Here is a 15,546-nt window from a genome sequence, read left to right as displayed (position 1 = left end):
ACGTGGCAAAAAACATTCAAGCCATCCGCGGCATGAACGATTATCTGCCTGGCGAAACCGCCATCTGGCAGCGCATTGAAGGCACACTGAAGCAGGTGCTCGGCAGCTACGGTTACAGCGAAATCCGTTTGCCGATTGTAGAGCAGACCCCGTTATTCAAACGCGCGATCGGTGAAGTGACCGACGTGGTTGAAAAAGAGATGTACACCTTTGAGGACCGCAACGGCGACAGCCTGACCCTGCGTCCGGAAGGTACGGCGGGCTGCGTACGCGCCGGCATCGAACATGGTCTTCTGTACAATCAGGAGCAGCGCCTGTGGTATATCGGCCCGATGTTCCGCCACGAACGTCCTCAGAAAGGTCGTTATCGCCAGTTCAATCAGCTGGGTGTGGAAGTCTTTGGTCTGCAGGGCCCGGACATCGACGCTGAACTGATTATGCTGACCGCCCGCTGGTGGCGTGCGCTCGGTATCGCCGATCACGTTTCCCTCGAGCTGAACTCTATCGGTTCTCTGGAAGCGCGTGCGAACTACCGCGATGCGCTGGTGGCGTTCCTGGAACAGCATAAAGAGAAACTGGACGAAGACTGCAAACGTCGCATGTACAGCAACCCGCTGCGCGTTCTGGATTCCAAAAACGCCGATGTTCAGGCACTGCTGAACGATGCGCCTGCGCTGGGTGATTACCTGGATGAAGAATCTCGCGAACACTTCGCGGGCTTGTGCAAGCTGCTTGAAGCGGCTGGCATCGCCTACACCGTAAACCAGCGCCTGGTGCGCGGTCTGGACTACTACAACCGTACCGTGTTTGAGTGGGTGACCACCAGCCTCGGCTCTCAGGGCACCGTGTGCGCGGGCGGCCGTTATGACGGTCTGGTAGAGCAACTTGGCGGTCGCGCTGCGCCTGCGGTTGGCTTCGCGATGGGTCTTGAGCGACTTGTTTTGCTGGTTCAGGCAGTTAATCCGGAATTTAAAGCAGATTCTGTTGTCGATATATACCTGGTGGCCTCAGGCGCGGAAACGCAGTCTGCGGCAATGCAGCTTGCCGAACGCATGCGCGATGCGCTGCCGGGCGTTAAGCTGATGACCAACCATGGCGGCGGCAACTTCAAAAAACAGTTTGCTCGTGCCGATAAGTGGGGCGCAAGTATCGCACTGGTGCTGGGTGAGTCCGAAGTGGCTAACGGCGAAGTGGTGGTGAAAGACCTGCGCTCTGGTGAGCAGACAACGGTAACGCAGGACGGCGTTGCGGCGCACTTGCGCACTCTATTGGGCTAAGGAGAAGGACTGCGTGGAAATTTACGAGAACGAACACGATCAGGTCGACGCGATTAAACGCTTCTTTGCTGAAAACGGCAAAGCGCTGGTTGTTGGGGTTATTTTAGGTGTCGGTGCGCTGGTAGGCTGGCGTTACTGGAACAATCATCAGGCGGATTCCGCGCGCGGCGCGTCCCTGTCCTATGAAAATACCGTGAGCGCAATTCGTGCCGATCAGCCGCAAACGCTGACGGCGGCAGAAAAATTTGCGGCTGACAACAAAAACACCTACGGTGCACTGGCTGCGCTGGAAGTGGCTCAGCAGTACGTTGATAAGAACGAACTGGATAAAGCCGTTGCTCAGCTGTCTCAGGGCCTTGCTGCCGCCAGTGATGAAAATCTGAAAGCGGTGATCAATCTGCGCCTGGCACGTATTCAGGTTCAGCAGAAAAAAGCTGACGATGCGCTGAAAACGCTCGATACCATCAAAGGCGAAGGTTTTGCTGCCATCGTTGCCGATCTGCGCGGTGAAGCACTGCTGAGCAAAGGTGACAAAGCGGGCGCGCGTAAAGCGTGGCAAGCTGGCGTAGAGAGCAATGCCTCACCTGCGCTGAGCGAAATGATGCAGATGAAAATAAATAATTTGTCCGTCTGAGAGGGACCCGATGCAATTGCGTAAATTACTTCTGCCAGGACTGCTTTCTGTTACGTTATTGAGTGGTTGTTCACTGTTCAGTGGCGAAGAAGACGTTGTGAAAATGTCCCCACTGCCGACGGTTGAAAACCAGTTTACCCCATCCACCGCGTGGGATGTCTCCGTGGGCAATGGGATTGGTGATTTCTATTCCAACCTTCATCCTGCGTATGCAGACAGCGTTGTCTATGCGGCCGATCGCAAAGGTACCGTAAAAGCGGTGAACGCGGATGACGGAAAAGAAGTGTGGTCCGTTAACCTGGCGGAAAAAGACGGCTGGTTCTCCCGTAAGCCTGCACTGCTGTCTGGCGGCCTGACCGTTGCCGGTGGCCACGTCTACGTGGGCAGCGAAAAAGCGCAGGTGTATGCCCTGAACAGCAGCGACGGTTCCATTGCCTGGCAAACGACCGTGGCGGGTGAATCCCTCTCTCGTCCGGTGGTGAGCGATGGCCTGGTGCTGATTCATACCAGCAACGGCCAGCTGCAGGCGCTGAACGAAGCGGACGGCCTGGTGAAATGGACCGTTAACCTGGATATGCCTGCGCTCTCTCTGCGTGGCGAATCTGCCCCGGCTACCGCATTTGGTGCTGCCATTGTCGGCGGCGACAACGGTCGCGTAAGCGCCGTGCTGATGCAGCAGGGCCAGATGATCTGGCAGCAGCGTATCTCTCAGGCCACTGGCTCAACGGAAATTGACCGTCTGAGCGACGTGGACACAACGCCGGTCATCGTTAACGGTGTGGTTTACGCGCTGGCCTACAACGGCAACCTGACCGCGCTGGATCTGCGCAGCGGCCAGATCATGTGGAAACGTGAGCTGGGCTCGGTGAATGATTTCATCGTTGAAGGTAACCGTATCTATATGGTTGACCAGAACGACCGTCTGCTGGCCCTGAGCACCGAAGGCGGCGTGACGCTGTGGACGCAAAGCGATCTGCTGCACCGTCTGCTGACTGCGCCAGCGCTGTACAACGGTAGCCTGGTTGTGGGCGACAGCGAAGGGTATATGCACTGGATCGATCCGGATAATGGCCGCTTTGTTGCACAGCAAAAAGTCGACAGCTCTGGTTTCCTGACCGACCCGGTCGTGGCCGACGGCAAACTGCTGATTCAGGCAAAAGACGGCACGCTGTACGCGATCACGCGTTAATTACCCGGCGGTTGTAGTATACTAAACGGCTCCTGTTCACTCAGGAGCCGTTTTGACATTTTTAAAAACGCCGCGAAAGCGACGTTATTTTGAATTTTATGAGGCTTCAAACATGGTACCTGTGGTCGCGCTTGTCGGGCGCCCTAACGTTGGAAAATCCACTCTTTTTAACCGTTTAACACGCACCCGTGATGCGCTGGTTGCGGATTTCCCGGGGCTGACGCGTGACCGTAAGTACGGTCGTGCAGAGGTGGAAGGACGCGAGTTCATCTGTATTGATACCGGTGGTATTGACGGCACAGAAGACGGCGTGGAAACCCGCATGGCGGAACAGTCGCTGCTGGCGATTGAAGAAGCGGACGTGGTGCTGTTCATGGTGGACGCGCGCGCTGGCCTGATGCCGGCGGACTCCGCTATCGCTAAACACCTGCGTTCACGCGAAAAGCCAACCTTCCTGGTGGCGAACAAAACCGACGGCATCGATGCCGATCAGGCCATCGCAGATTTCTGGTCACTGGGTCTGGGTGAGATCTACCCTATCGCAGCATCGCATGGCCGTGGCGTCACCAGCCTGCTGGAAACCGTTCTGCTGCCGTGGGTTGACGAAGTGAACCCGCCGGAAGAGGTGAACGAAGACGCGGAATACTGGGCGCAGTTTGAAGACGGCGAAGCGGGCGAAGAAGAAGAGCCTGAAGACGACTTCAACCCGCAGGATCTGCCGATCAAGCTGGCCATCGTAGGCCGTCCAAACGTAGGTAAGTCTACACTTACTAACCGTATTCTGGGTGAGGATCGCGTGGTCGTTTACGATATGCCGGGCACCACCCGCGACAGTATCTACATCCCGATGCAGCGCGATGAGCGTGAGTATGTCCTCATCGACACCGCCGGGGTGCGTAAGCGTGGGAAAATCACCGATGTGGTGGAAAAATTCTCCGTTATCAAAACCCTGCAGGCGATTGAAGATGCCAACGTTGTGCTGCTGGTTATCGACGCGCGCGAAGGGATCTCCGATCAGGACCTCTCTCTGCTCGGCTTTATCCTCAATAGTGGGCGCTCACTGGTTATCGTGGTCAACAAATGGGATGGCCTGAGCAATGAAGTGCGTGAGCAGGTGAAAGAGACCCTCGACTTCCGTCTGGGCTTTATCGACTTTGCTCGCGTACACTTCATCTCTGCGCTGCACGGCAGCGGCGTGGGTAACCTGTTCGAATCCGTGCGCGAAGCGTACGACAGCTCCACCCGTCGTCAGAGCACCGCCATGCTGACCCGTATCATGAATATGGCTGCGGAAGACCATCAGCCGCCGCTGGTGCGCGGCCGTCGCGTGAAGCTGAAATACTCCCACGCCGGTGGTTATAACCCGCCAATTGTGGTGATCCACGGCAACCAGGTGAAAGACCTGCCGGATTCCTACAAGCGCTATCTGATGAACTACTTCCGTAAATCGCTGGACGTGATGGGCACGCCTATCCGTATCCAGTTCAAGGAAGGGGAAAACCCGTTCGCCAACAAGCGCAACACCCTGACGCCGAACCAGATGCGCAAGCGTAAACGTCTGATTAAGCACATTAAGAAAAGCAAATAAGCTTTGCTGAACGCACGAAAGCCCGCGACTATCGCGGGCTTTTTTTGCCCATTCATACCGCCGGTTTTCTCTGTGTGAAGTCAATCACTATTCACTTTTAACCAAGTTTAAATCTAAGAAAGTAGACAATCGTCGAATTTTCATCTTAAAGTCCAGGGTCCGGTACTAGACAAAACTAGCGCCTGGTTATCAAATGGTTAACCAACTTTTCGCCGCATGTAAAAAATCGGCCAGATACGTAACTGGCCGGCGTACATGCTGGTGTTTACAAGCACGACGACATACCTTTCGGGAGAATTATGCAATCCTCTGTTAATCAAAAAGAAAGCCGAACGTTCTTCGGCCATCCGTATCCGCTCGGTTCCCTGTTCTTCACCGAGATGTGGGAGCGTTTCTCGTTTTACGGCATTCGTCCGTTACTGATCCTGTTTATGGCCGCCACCGTCTATGACGGCGGGATGGGCCTGGCGCGTGAAAACGCCTCGGCGATTGTCGGTATCTTTGCCGGTACCATGTACCTGGCCGCGCTGCCGGGCGGCTGGCTGGCGGATAACTGGCTCGGCCAGCAGAGAGCCGTCTGGTACGGTTCGATCCTGATTGCGCTCGGTCACCTGTCGATTGCGCTCTCGGCCATCATGGGCAATAACCTGTTCTTTATCGGCCTGATGTTCATCGTGCTTGGCTCCGGGCTGTTTAAGACCTGTATCTCGGTAATGGTCGGTACCCTGTATAAAAAAGGCGACGCGCGCCGTGACGGCGGTTTCTCGCTGTTCTATATGGGCATCAACATGGGCTCGTTCATTGCCCCGCTGATTTCCGGCTGGCTGATCAAAACCCACGGCTGGCACTGGGGCTTTGGTATTGGCGGTATCGGGATGCTGGTGGCGCTGATTATCTTCCGCGTGTTTGCCGTTCCGGCAATGAAACGCTATGACGGCGAAGTCGGCCTCGACTCCACCTGGAACAGCCCGGTGGTGAAGCGTAACGGCGTGGGCGCCTGGCTGCTGGCGCTGGCGGCAGGCGTGGCAACGATCGTGACGCTGATTGCGCAGGGTGTGATTGTGATTAACCCGGTCGCGGTAGCCAGCGTGCTGGTCTACGTGATTGCGGCATCCGTTGCCCTCTACTTTATTTATCTGTTTGTTTTTGCAGGACTGAACCGTAAAGAGCGCGCCAGACTGCTGGTCTGCTTTATTCTGCTGATCTCCGCGGCGTTCTTCTGGTCCGCGTTCGAGCAGAAGCCAACCTCGTTCAACCTGTTTGCCAACGACTACACTAACCGCATGATCGGCGATTTCGAAATCCCGGCGGTGTGGTTCCAGTCAATCAACGCCCTGTTCATCATCCTGCTGGCACCGGTGTTCAGCTGGGCGTGGCCGAAGCTGGCGAGCATGAACATTCGTCCGAGCAGCATCACCAAGTTTGTTATCGGTATCCTGTGTGCCGCAGCGGGCTTTGGCCTGATGATGCTGGCGGCACAGAACGTGCTGAGCAGCGGTGGGGCGGGCGTATCGCCGTTCTGGCTGGTGGGCAGTATCCTGATGCTGACGCTCGGCGAGCTGTGTCTCAGCCCGATTGGCCTGGCGACCATGACGCTGCTGGCGCCGGAGAGAATGCGCGGCCAGATGATGGGGCTGTGGTTCTGTGCGAGCGCGCTGGGTAACCTGGCGGCGGGTCTGATTGGCGGCCACGTGAAGGCCGACCAGCTGGATATGCTGCCGGATCTCTTTGCGCGCTGCTCCGTCGCGCTGCTGATTTGTGCCGCGGTACTGATCGTCCTCATTGTTCCGGTACGTCGCATGCTGGAAAATGCGCAGACTAAACCGGCTGCTAACGCCTCATAAACCTCGGGCTTGCCGGGGCAGGCGTTATGCCCCGGCATCGATTCCCTGAGGTGAAACTATGCAGTTAGGATTTGTCGGTCTTGGTGCGGTCGTGGAAACCGCGAATCTGCCCGCCTTACGTCGCCTTTTTGGTCACACTGTTCATTGTTTTGGATTTGATGTTCTCCCCACCAGGCAGCCTGAAGGCGTCACGCGCTGCGCTTCGTTTACGGACCTTCTCGCCGTACCGCTTGATACTCTCTTTATTACCACCGCATCGCTGCACCACCTCGAGGTGCTGGAACAGGCCATAGCCTCGGCCGTTCCGCGGATTGTGATTGAAAAACCGATCGTCGCCACGCTTCCCCAAATCGAAAAGCTCAACGCGCTGCTGGCAAACCCCGACGCTGCTTCCCGCGTGCTGGCGCTCGATCACTGGATGGCGCGCATCGAAACGGTAAAGCGGTCACTGGTTGGCAGCGTCTCTGACATCGTCAAAATCGACGGCTTTTTGCAGGAGCCGAGCGGAGTTAACGCCGCAGGGGAACCCATCGCGCTTAACTTTGCTACCGGCGAGCCGGACGCGCGTACGCTTCGCCACCCGGACGGCGTAATCCTGGATATCGGTACGCACGTGCTGGCGATGCTGCGCGAAACGGTGCGTTATCTGGGCGGAAGTGATGAGATGACGTTGCAGGTGGTCACGGCTAAAGACCGCCTGGGCCGCGCTATCGCAAAAGGAGACCTGACCACGGCGGAGGGCGAGGCGCATCTTCAGGGCCGCATCAGCGGCGTGCCGGTGGATATCTGGCTTAACAAATACGCGGGACCCGCGGGCGGGCAAAAAGGATTACGGCTCTGGTTGCGCGACGGGCGCATCATTAGCCACGACCGGCGCGGCGCGGAGGATGTGCTTGAGCTGATTGAGGGTCAGAACATTCAGCGCTGGCATATTCCCGGGACACTCTACGAGCACTGTCTTGCCGGGCACATTCTGGGCACCAACAGTCTTTTTGAACGGGATCCGCACGAGGTGAGCCGCACGACGCGTCGCCGAATCGAGGAAGTTGAGCTGCTGCTGACCTTGCAGCAACAGCTACGTGGCCCGCACTGACCGCGACGTGGTAAAATTATTGCAGACCAGAATGCTTTTAAGGAGTCACCATGACGATTACCTGCCCGGATTGCCAGGCACCGCTTGAGCCCCAGAACGGGGTGGCGCATTGCGAGAGCTGTAATAAGGATATTGCGCTTGAAGCCCGCTGCCCGGAGTGCCATCAGCCACTCCAGGTCTTAAAAGCCTGCGGGGCGGTGGACTACTTCTGCCAGAACGGCCACGGCCTTATCTCCAAAAAACGCGTGGAGTTTGTTCGGGCCGAAGGTTAATCGCACACGCAGCCTTCGCCTTTCTGCCACAGCTCGACTAGCGACTCGGGAGCTTCCTGCTCCGGCACCAGCACGATGATATCGGCGTAGTGCGCCTGATTTTGCCCGGTCCAGATAATCTGGATGCGGAAATAGCGCTGGTCGCCGCTGCCGGGTGACGAGGCCTGCCCCGGCGGCTGACCGCGCGGAAAGGCCTGCTCCAGGATGCTGACCAGGCGCTGGCGCTGGGCCTCATTGAGCGAGGAGAGCGCGATGGTGCGCTGGCCGCTCAGCTTGGGAATATAAGCGACGCCGCCTTCCCGGGCCACCTCAACCACGGCGTCATCCGTCAGTTCCGGAACCTGCATTTACAACACTCCCACCTGTTCCCAGGCTTGTTTTATGGCCGCCCCAACGTCGCCGCCGGAGCGTTTCTCTCCGTGTGCTACCGTCAGTTTTGCGAAGGCCTCAAAATCCGCATCCTGCGCCAGATTGCGATCGCAAACCGTGTCGTACCAGGCATAACCCGCTTTTTCCCAGGCGTAACCGCCGATCGCCGTCGCGGCCAGATAAAATGCCCGGTTGGGGATGCCGGAGTTCAGGTGCACGCCGCCGTTATCCTCACGCGTTTTGATGAAATCCTTCATGTGTGCAGGCTGCGGGTCTTTGCCGAGCAGCGGATCGTTGTAGGCGGTGCCCGGTTCAGACATCGAGCGCAGCCCTTTGCCGTTGATGCCTTTTGCCAGCAGCCCTTCACCAATCAGCCAGTCTGCTTTATCGGCGGTTTGCTTCAGATGGTACTGCTTCACCAGCGAGCCAAAAACGTCCGACAGCGACTCGTTCAGCGCGCCGGACTGCTCAAAGTAGATAAGCCCGGCTTCGGTCTCGGTCACGCCGTGGCTCAGCTCATGCGCCACGACGTCTATGGCGATGGTAAAGCGGTTAAATATTTCCCCGTCGCCGTCGCCAAATACCATCTGCTGACCGTTCCAGAAGGCGTTCTGATATTCCCGACCGTAGTGAACGGTGCCGGTTAAAATAAGCCCTTTGTTATCGAGCGAATCGCGCTGATATTCCTTCCAGAAGAAATCATGGGTAATACCCAAATACTCGTACGCTTCGTCTACCGCCACATCGCCGTTCGACGGCTGACCTTCATAACGCACCTGCGTACCCGGCAGCTCCTGGGTCTGCTTCGCGTCGTAGATATCACGCTCCAGCTGTCCGGCTTTATTCACGTGCGGCGCGGCGGGTTTGCCCGGCATATGGGCCATCAGCGTCTGGACGTGGGTTAAGGTCTGGCGGGCACAGCGCTGCTGCGGTTCGGAACCGCTTTCGATAATACGACGAAGAATATACGGGGGAATAACGCTATGAAGATGGGGCATGCTGCTCTCCTTATTAAAAAAGGGAATAGCAGCAGTATAGTAAGTAACCGGCGAAGAATTATCCGGTTTTACGCTGACGCGTCTTTTTCACCGGTTTAATTGATTTCACTTCGCTTTCTACCCAGCCGTCTGACAGACGCGTCGTCAGCACGTCGCCGGTATTCACCTGTTTGGTTTGCTTCAGCACCTTGCCGTCCGTTGCCGTCGTCACGCTATAGCCGCGCGCCAGCGTGGAGAGAGGGCTGACCGCTTCAAGGTGGGTCACCGCATTGCCAAAGCGTTCGCGGGTGGCGCTCAGTCGCGCGCGGAGAGTTTCCGCCAGACGGTACTCAAGCTGCTGAATCCGCGTTTGCGCACGATAAATTTTCGGCTGCGGGTTCTGCTGGTTCAGACGCTGCGTCACGCGCTGCTGGCGCGACACCGCGCGCTTGATCTGGGTGTCCATCGCCACGTTCATGCGCTGGCGCAGGCGCTCCAGTACGGTCTGCTGACGCGCCAGGCGCAGCTGCGGGTGCTGCTGCTGTAGACGGTGATGAAGCTGGGTAAAGCGCCGGGTCCGGTTGGCGAGGTAGTAGTCCATCGCCATCTCCAGACGCTGCTGGCCGCTCTGGATCTGACGCAGCAGCTCCAGCTGGTTGCGGCTGACCACTTCCGCCGCCGCGGACGGCGTCGGCGCGCGGAGATCCGCGACAAAATCGGCGATCGTCACGTCCGTTTCGTGGCCGACGGCGCTCACCACGGGGATAAGGCTGGCAAAGATTGCCCGCGCCACGCGCTCGTCGTTAAAGCTCCACAAGTCTTCCAGCGAGCCGCCGCCGCGTCCGACGATTAAGACGTCGCACTCCTGACGCGCGTTCGCCAACTCAATGGCGCGCACAATTTGGCCCGGCGCATCGTCACCCTGCACGGCGGTCGGGTAGATGATGACGGGCAGGGAAGGGTCGCGACGCTTCAGGACGTGCAAAATATCGTGCAGTGCCGCACCGGTTTTCGAGGTGATGACCCCCACGCAGTGGGCAGGGGAGGGCAGCGGCTTTTTGAACTGCTGGTCGAAAAGTCCCTCTTCCGAGAGCTTAGTCTTTAACTGTTCATACTTCTGCTGCAGCAGACCTTCGCCCGCAGGCTGCATGCTCTCGACGATAATCTGATAATCACCGCGCGGCTCATAGAGGGTGATATTGGCGCGCACCAGAACCTGCTGGCCGTGCTGTGGACGGAACGTCACGCGGCGGTTGCTGTTGCGGAACATCGCGCAGCGCACCTGGGCGGTGTCGTCTTTTAAGGTAAAATACCAGTGTCCGGAGGAGGGCTGCGTGAAGTTAGATATCTCACCGCTGATCCAGACCTGCCCCATTTCCTGCTCAAGCAGCAAACGCACCGTCTGATTAAGGCGGCTGACGGTATAAATTGAGGGGGATTGAGAGGATAACATGTGAGCGGGATCAAATTCTAAATCAGCAAGTTATTCAGTCGATAGTAACCTGCTGAGAGGCAATCGCAAGCTTTTTTATAAAAAAGTGTAGATGCAATCGGTTACGCTCTGTATAATGCCACGGCAATATTTAACCACCCAGGTCAGAGATATTGCCCATGCTACGTATCGCTAAAGAAGCACTGACGTTTGACGACGTCCTCCTCGTTCCCGCTCATTCCACCGTTCTGCCGAATACTGCCGATCTCAGCACGCAGTTGACGAAAACCATTCGCCTGAACATTCCTATGCTCTCTGCGGCAATGGACACCGTGACTGAAGCGCGCCTGGCAATTGCCCTGGCACAGGAAGGTGGCATTGGCTTTATTCACAAAAACATGTCTATCGAACGTCAGGCGGAAGAAGTTCGCCGCGTGAAGAAACATGAATCCGGCATCGTGTCCGATCCACAGACCGTTCTGCCAACCACCACCCTGCACGAAGTGAAAGCCCTGACCGAGCGTAACGGCTTCGCCGGTTACCCGGTGGTGACCGAAGAGAACGAACTGGTGGGCATCATCACCGGTCGTGACGTGCGTTTCGTGACTGACCTGAACCAGCCTGTCAGCGTGTACATGACGCCAAAAGAGCGTCTGGTTACCGTTCGCGAAGGTGAAACCCGCGACGTGGTGCTGGCAAAAATGCACGAAAAACGCGTTGAAAAAGCGCTGGTTGTTGACAGCAACTTCCACCTGCGCGGCATGATCACCGTTAAAGATTTCCAGAAAGCAGAACGTAAGCCTAACGCCTGTAAAGACGAGCATGGCCGTCTGCGCGTTGGCGCTGCGGTTGGCGCAGGTGCCGGTAACGAAGAGCGCGTTGACGCGCTGGTTGCCGCGGGCGTTGACGTCCTGCTGATTGACTCCTCTCACGGCCACTCTGAAGGCGTTCTGCAGCGTATCCGTGATACCCGTGCCAAATACCCTGACCTGCAGATCATCGGCGGTAACGTAGCCACTGGCGCAGGCGCTCGCGCGCTGGCTGACGCTGGCTGCAGCGCGGTGAAAGTGGGTATCGGCCCTGGCTCTATCTGTACCACGCGCATCGTGACCGGCGTGGGCGTTCCGCAGATCACCGCGGTGTCTGACGCGGTTGAAGCGCTGGAAGGCACCGGTATTCCGGTTATTGCTGACGGCGGTATCCGCTTCTCTGGCGACATCGCGAAAGCGATCGCTGCGGGCGCAGCGGCGGTGATGGTAGGCTCCATGCTGGCCGGTACCGAAGAATCCCCGGGTGAAATCGAACTCTACCAGGGCCGTTCTTACAAATCTTACCGCGGTATGGGCTCACTGGGCGCGATGTCCAAAGGTTCCTCTGACCGTTACTTCCAGACCGATAACGCCGCTGACAAACTGGTGCCGGAAGGTATCGAAGGTCGCGTTGCCTATAAAGGCCGTCTGAAAGAGATCATCCACCAGCAGATGGGCGGCCTGCGCTCCTGTATGGGTCTGACCGGCTGTGGTACCATTGACCTGCTGCGTACTAAAGCGGAATTCGTACGCATCAGCGGTGCGGGTATCCAGGAGAGCCACGTTCACGACGTGACGATCACCAAAGAGTCCCCGAACTACCGTCTGGGCTCCTGATTAATTTCCGCGCCCGGCTTCTGCCGGGCGCTCTGTTTTTGTTTCACTTGCCTCGGAATTAGCGTCAATGACGGAAAACATTCATAAACATCGCATTCTCATCCTGGACTTTGGTTCTCAGTACACTCAGCTGGTGGCGCGTCGCGTGCGTGAACTGGGCGTTTACTGTGAACTGTGGGCGTGGGATGTCACGGAAGCACAGATTCGCGAATTCAATCCAAGCGGCATCATCCTGTCCGGCGGCCCGGAAAGCACCACCGAAGAAAACAGCCCGCGCGCGCCGCAGTACGTATTCGAAGCTGGCGTGCCGGTATTCGGGGTTTGCTACGGTATGCAGACCATGGCAATGCAGCTGGGCGGCCACGTAGAAGGCTCCAGCGAGCGCGAGTTCGGCTATGCGCAGGTTGAAGTGGTTAACGACAGCGCGCTGGTGCGCGGTATCGAAGACTCCCTGACCGCAGACGGCAAACCGCTGCTGGACGTGTGGATGAGCCACGGCGACAAAGTCACCGCTATCCCGTCTGACTTCGTGACCGTTGCCAGCACCGAGAGCTGCCCGTTTGCCATCATGGCGAACGAAGAAAAACGTTTCTACGGCGTGCAGTTCCACCCGGAAGTGACCCATACCCGTCAGGGTATGCGCATGCTGGAGCGCTTCGTGCGTGACATCTGCCAGTGTGAAGCCCTGTGGACCCCGGCAAAAATCATCGACGACGCCGTTGAGCGTATCCGCCAGCAGGTTGGCGATGACAAAGTGATCCTCGGCCTCTCCGGCGGCGTGGACTCCTCCGTCACCGCGATGCTGCTGCACCGTGCCATCGGCAAAAACCTGACCTGCGTCTTCGTGGACAACGGTCTGCTGCGTCTGAACGAAGCGAAGCAGGTCATGGACATGTTCGGCGACCACTTCGGTCTGAACATCGTTCACGTGGAAGGCGAGCAGCGCTTCCTGGACGCGCTGAAAGGCGAGAACGATCCGGAAGCGAAACGTAAGATCATCGGCCGCGTGTTCGTTGAAGTGTTCGACGAAGAAGCGCTGAAGCTGGACGACGTGAAGTGGCTGGCGCAGGGTACCATCTACCCTGACGTGATCGAGTCTGCGGCCTCCGCAACCGGTAAAGCACACGTCATCAAATCTCACCACAACGTGGGCGGCCTGCCGAAAGAGATGAAGATGGGCCTGGTTGAACCGCTGCGCGAGCTGTTCAAAGACGAAGTGCGTAAGATCGGTCTGGAACTGGGTCTGCCGTACGACATGCTCTACCGTCACCCGTTCCCGGGCCCGGGTCTGGGCGTGCGCGTGCTGGGTGAAGTGAAGAAAGAGTACTGCGACCTGCTGCGTCGTGCGGACGCGATCTTCATCGAAGAGCTGCACAAAGCTGACCTGTACAACAAGGTAAGCCAGGCGTTCACCGTGTTCCTGCCGGTTCGCTCCGTTGGCGTGATGGGCGATGGCCGTAAGTACGACTGGGTTGTTTCCCTGCGTGCGGTAGAAACCATCGACTTTATGACCGCGCACTGGGCGCACCTGCCGTATGACTTCCTGGGACGTGTGTCTAACCGCATCATCAACGAAGTGAACGGTATTTCCCGCGTGGTGTATGACATCAGCGGTAAGCCACCGGCTACGATTGAGTGGGAATGATTTAACGTCTGGCAACAGCCTGCACGTAAAAGCAGTAAAGTACCTCTAAGCCCGCGTAACTGCGGGCTTTTTTGTTTTTGTATCTGGCACTTTCTGGCAGCTGTTAGCAACGGGAAGCACGGTTTTTTCAATGGAATTTTTGATGGTACTCTCTGGTTTCGAATTCAGGTTTGAAAAAGTACCATGTGATAAATTTCGGTTGAGTTATGGTATTTATTTTTTTATAACTCAATTAAAAACAGAGAGTTAAACAAGTTTTCTGAATTTTTTACAACATGGTATTTTTGATAAAGGAAAACAATAAAACATGTTGACTGACACCAGGCTGCGTCACCTTAAGCCGAAGGAGAAACTCTATAAAGTTAATGACCGTGATGGTCTGTATGTTGCGGTCACTCCGGCTGGAACTATTTCATTTCGTTATAACTATTCAATAAACGGAAGACAGGAGACCGTTACTTTTGGCCGCTATGGTGTTGGAGGGATCACGCTTGCAGAAGCGCGTGAACGGCTCAATGAAGCTAAAAAAATGGTTGCCAGTGGAAGATCGCCAGCGAGGGAAAAAGCCAGAGATAAAGCTCGTATCAAAGATGCGGAGACTTTTGGTGCATGGGCTGAGAAATGGTTACGCGGTTATCAAATGGCTGAATCGACGCGTGATATGCGGCGTTCGGTATATCAAAGGGAGTTGAAGTCAAAATTTGCGCAGCAGAAATTGACCGAGATTACACATGAAGACTTACGCGCATTAACCGATAACATTGTCGAGAGAGGGGCACCGGCGACAGCTGTGCACGCCAGAGAGATTGTATTGCAAGTCTATCGCTGGGCTATTGAGCGCGGTCAGAAGGTTGAGAATCCCGCTGATCTGGTACGGCCTGCAAGCATAGCGAAATTTGAGCCTCGTGACAGGGCATTGACGCCAGTTGAAATTGGTCTGATGTATCGGTACATGGAACGGGTAGGAACGACGCCATCAATCAGAGCAGCGGTTAAACTTTTGCTGTTAACGATGGTACGTAAAAGTGAGCTTACTAACGCAACCTGGAACGAGATCAATTTTAGTGAGGCATTATGGACGATACCAAAGGAGAGGATGAAACGACGTAATCCACATTTGGTTTTTCTTTCCAGACAGGCAATGGATATTATGATTGCTCTCAAAACCTTTGCCGGTAGCTCTGATTTTATCCTTCCTTCGCGGTACGATTCCGATGCGCCAATGAGTAGCGCTACTTTAAACCGGGTTTTGACACTGACGTATCGTCTGGCTCAGAAAGAAGGGGACTTGTTACCTAAGTTTGGTCCCCATGACTTACGGCGTACTGCCAGCACCTTGCTACATGAGGCCGGGTACAATACTGACTGGATTGAGAAGTGCCTTGCCCATGAACAAAAGGGGGTACGAGCTGTTTATAACAAGGCTGAATATCGTGAGCAGAGGGCCGAGATGCTACAAGATTGGGCGAATATGATTGATGAATGGACTAGTAAGTAGTTAATAATCAGTAATTTAAGTGGATATACTTCTTTTATCTACGCCAGGAGAGCAATTTTAGCCGCTAAAATTTACTGAATCT

13 protein-coding genes are annotated in these 15,546 nt (G+C 56.2%); 10 read left to right on the top strand and 3 right to left on the bottom strand.

Going from position 1 to position 15,546, the window contains the following annotated elements:
• Window positions 1–2 precede the first annotated feature (2 nt).
• The 7 genes from hisS (at window position 3) to ACVCAM_RS15955 (ending at window position 7,897) form a co-directional block, all read left to right on the top strand.
• On the top strand, window positions 3–1,277 hold the full coding sequence (gene hisS, locus ACVCAM_RS15985; protein ID WP_025912817.1) for a histidine--tRNA ligase: 1,275 nt from the start codon (window positions 3–5) through the stop codon (window positions 1,275–1,277).
• 13 nt (window positions 1,278–1,290) lie between these two features.
• Entirely contained in the window at window positions 1,291–1,911 is a 621-nt protein-coding gene (locus ACVCAM_RS15980) for a YfgM family protein (protein WP_008502136.1), read from the top strand.
• Between the two features lie 10 nt (window positions 1,912–1,921).
• Window positions 1,922–3,100: an outer membrane protein assembly factor BamB gene (bamB, locus tag ACVCAM_RS15975; RefSeq protein WP_008502135.1), complete on the top strand. Its 1,179-nt coding sequence runs from the start codon at window positions 1,922–1,924 to the stop codon at window positions 3,098–3,100.
• 112 nt (window positions 3,101–3,212) lie between these two features.
• Window positions 3,213–4,688 (top strand): ribosome biogenesis GTPase Der, encoded by a 1,476-nt coding sequence (gene der / locus ACVCAM_RS15970; RefSeq protein WP_447093626.1) that lies wholly within the window; start codon window positions 3,213–3,215, stop codon window positions 4,686–4,688.
• 299 nt (window positions 4,689–4,987) lie between these two features.
• Window positions 4,988–6,532: a peptide MFS transporter gene (locus ACVCAM_RS15965; protein WP_008502133.1), complete on the top strand. Its 1,545-nt coding sequence runs from the start codon at window positions 4,988–4,990 to the stop codon at window positions 6,530–6,532.
• 58 nt (window positions 6,533–6,590) lie between these two features.
• Window positions 6,591–7,625, top strand: coding sequence for an oxidoreductase (locus ACVCAM_RS15960; RefSeq protein WP_407223584.1), 1,035 nt, complete (start codon window positions 6,591–6,593; stop codon window positions 7,623–7,625).
• Between the two features lie 50 nt (window positions 7,626–7,675).
• Window positions 7,676–7,897, top strand: coding sequence for a zinc ribbon domain-containing protein (locus tag ACVCAM_RS15955; protein ID WP_025912814.1), 222 nt, complete (start codon window positions 7,676–7,678; stop codon window positions 7,895–7,897).
• Here the strand turns inward: ACVCAM_RS15955 and ACVCAM_RS15950 are convergent.
• The 3 genes from ACVCAM_RS15950 to xseA are packed head-to-tail and all read right to left on the bottom strand — an operon-like array spanning window position 7,894 to window position 10,696.
• Complete coding sequence (locus ACVCAM_RS15950; protein ID WP_025912813.1) at window positions 7,894–8,244, bottom strand: protealysin inhibitor emfourin; 351 nt, start codon at window positions 8,242–8,244, stop codon at window positions 7,894–7,896. The genes ACVCAM_RS15955 and ACVCAM_RS15950 overlap by 4 nt on opposite strands.
• A complete protein-coding gene (locus tag ACVCAM_RS15945) occupies window positions 8,245–9,264 on the bottom strand; it encodes a M4 family metallopeptidase (RefSeq protein ID WP_025912812.1) in 1,020 nt (339 codons plus the stop codon).
• A gap of 58 nt (window positions 9,265–9,322) precedes the next feature.
• Window positions 9,323–10,696 (bottom strand): exodeoxyribonuclease VII large subunit, encoded by a 1,374-nt coding sequence (gene xseA, locus ACVCAM_RS15940; protein WP_025912811.1) that lies wholly within the window; start codon window positions 10,694–10,696, stop codon window positions 9,323–9,325.
• 158 nt (window positions 10,697–10,854) lie between these two features.
• Between xseA and guaB the strand changes: the two genes are divergently transcribed.
• The 3 genes from guaB (at window position 10,855) to ACVCAM_RS15925 (ending at window position 15,464) form a co-directional block, all read left to right on the top strand.
• The gene (guaB, locus tag ACVCAM_RS15935) at window positions 10,855–12,321 is read left to right on the top strand and encodes an IMP dehydrogenase (protein WP_008502128.1); all 1,467 of its coding nucleotides are present in this window, start codon (window positions 10,855–10,857) and stop codon (window positions 12,319–12,321) included.
• Between the two features lie 67 nt (window positions 12,322–12,388).
• Window positions 12,389–13,966 (top strand): glutamine-hydrolyzing GMP synthase, encoded by a 1,578-nt coding sequence (gene guaA, locus ACVCAM_RS15930; RefSeq protein ID WP_025912810.1) that lies wholly within the window; start codon window positions 12,389–12,391, stop codon window positions 13,964–13,966.
• 307 nt (window positions 13,967–14,273) lie between these two features.
• On the top strand, window positions 14,274–15,464 hold the full coding sequence (locus ACVCAM_RS15925) for a tyrosine-type recombinase/integrase (protein WP_028120223.1): 1,191 nt from the start codon (window positions 14,274–14,276) through the stop codon (window positions 15,462–15,464).
• The last annotated feature ends 82 nt before the right edge of the window (window positions 15,465–15,546 follow it).

Source organism: Enterobacter sp. CFEC122 (assembly GCF_052983755.1).
This window is presented reverse-complemented; position numbering and strand designations above follow the sequence as displayed.